This window comes from Bartonella sp. CL71SXKL, from assembly GCF_042194935.1.
Taxonomy (GTDB): domain Bacteria; phylum Pseudomonadota; class Alphaproteobacteria; order Rhizobiales; family Rhizobiaceae; genus Bartonella.
The window spans coordinates 5991-7308 of the sequence record NZ_JBHINI010000031.1 but is presented as its reverse complement, the minus strand read 5'-3'; the positions used below and the strand labels follow the sequence as shown (position 1 = coordinate 7308).

The window sequence follows — 1318 nt, the reverse complement described above, 5'->3', positions numbered from 1 at the left end:
CTTGAAGGGATTGTGACGGTTGATAATAACCAAAAGACGAGCGTGATAAGGCTTCTAAGCCAATCGGCATTTTTAGAGTATAAGAATGGCATATCGGTTTGTTTTAAAGCGAAGGGCAAGAATGTTGGGGCGACAACAATTGCTTTAAATAATTTAGCCGGTAAGCCCGTTTATAAGGCGACAGAAACCGGTTTATTAGCCTTATCGGGAGGAGAGATACAAGATGGCTGTCTTTATAGGCTTGTGTATGATGAAGATATAACCGGTTGGCAAGTTCTCAACCCGACAAGGGGCAAAGTTTCTTCCTTAAAACGCTTACCCACTGGTCTGATAGGACCGTTTGCAATGGAGCGCTTACCGGATGGTTGGTTGCCATGTGATGGGAAGGCTTATCCGCGGCTTGTCTATTGGGATTTATTTTGTGCGATAGGGACGACGTGGGGAGAAGGAGATGGCGCCACGACGTTTAATGTTCCCGATTTTCGGGGGCTATTTTTACGGGGACTTGATAATGAACGCAATTTAGACCCTTGGCGTTCTTTTGCAAGTATACAACCCTGTTCTTTAAAAGCGCACGAACATTTTATAGGTCCAGCGTCATCAGAAGGTCTTTCTTCTCGAAAAAAACGAGATGTTTCTTCTTCTGAAGCTCACTTGCAAAGGCGCAAGAGAGCTATAGACGAAGAGTGTGTAGGTTTGAGTGGGGATGCCTTGGAAAGGTGTAATCAAGAATTTGACCAAATAGCAGGAAGTCCACAGGTAGAGCTTCCATTTTGGTTTACAGAAAAAGATAAGCCGCCGCGTTTACCTTGGTTTATCAGGAGCCCCTTTGAAAGCTTTTTAAGTTTTTCGATGCCGATTAAAGAGGGCATCTATGACCAAGCGCATCATGAACATCACCTCATGGCAGAGAGGTTTGGTGGTGTTGAAACGCGCCCCGTTAATGTGAGTGTAGTTTATGGGATCAAGACATGAGGAGTTGAAATGTCATTAAAACCGTTTGCGATATCAGAGATTAGCGACCCGTCTCAAGTACGGGTCGTTTTGTATTCGGGGGAAGGATTTGTACATGCGCCGCTTAATGGCGTTTTTGATTTACTGAAAGCAGCTTTGAAAACAGAGCTTGATGGTTCACTGAAAGATTTAGAGAAGCGCTTAGAAACCTTAAGAGAAGAGTTTGAAGATTTGAAAGAGTGTTCATTGGATGAAGCCCTCTGAATGAAGGAATAAAGCAGATGAAGATACCCGATCATGAACATGAATATTTGATACCTGTCGCGACGAGAGAAGAAATGATAGCAGGAACTTCTCAAGACAG

2 protein-coding genes are annotated in these 1318 nt (G+C 43.7%); both read left to right on the top strand.

Annotation, left to right across the window (positions count from 1 at the left end; genetic code table 11):
* Nucleotides 1-975: phage tail protein (locus tag ACFILA_RS08775; RefSeq protein ID WP_375661033.1), on the top strand; the 975-nt coding region annotated here is incomplete at its 5' end.
* Between the two features lie 9 nt (nucleotides 976-984).
* Nucleotides 985-1218, top strand: a complete 234-nt coding sequence (locus ACFILA_RS08770) for a hypothetical protein (protein WP_375661032.1) — start codon at nucleotides 985-987, stop codon at nucleotides 1216-1218.
* Nucleotides 1219-1318 lie beyond the last annotated feature (100 nt).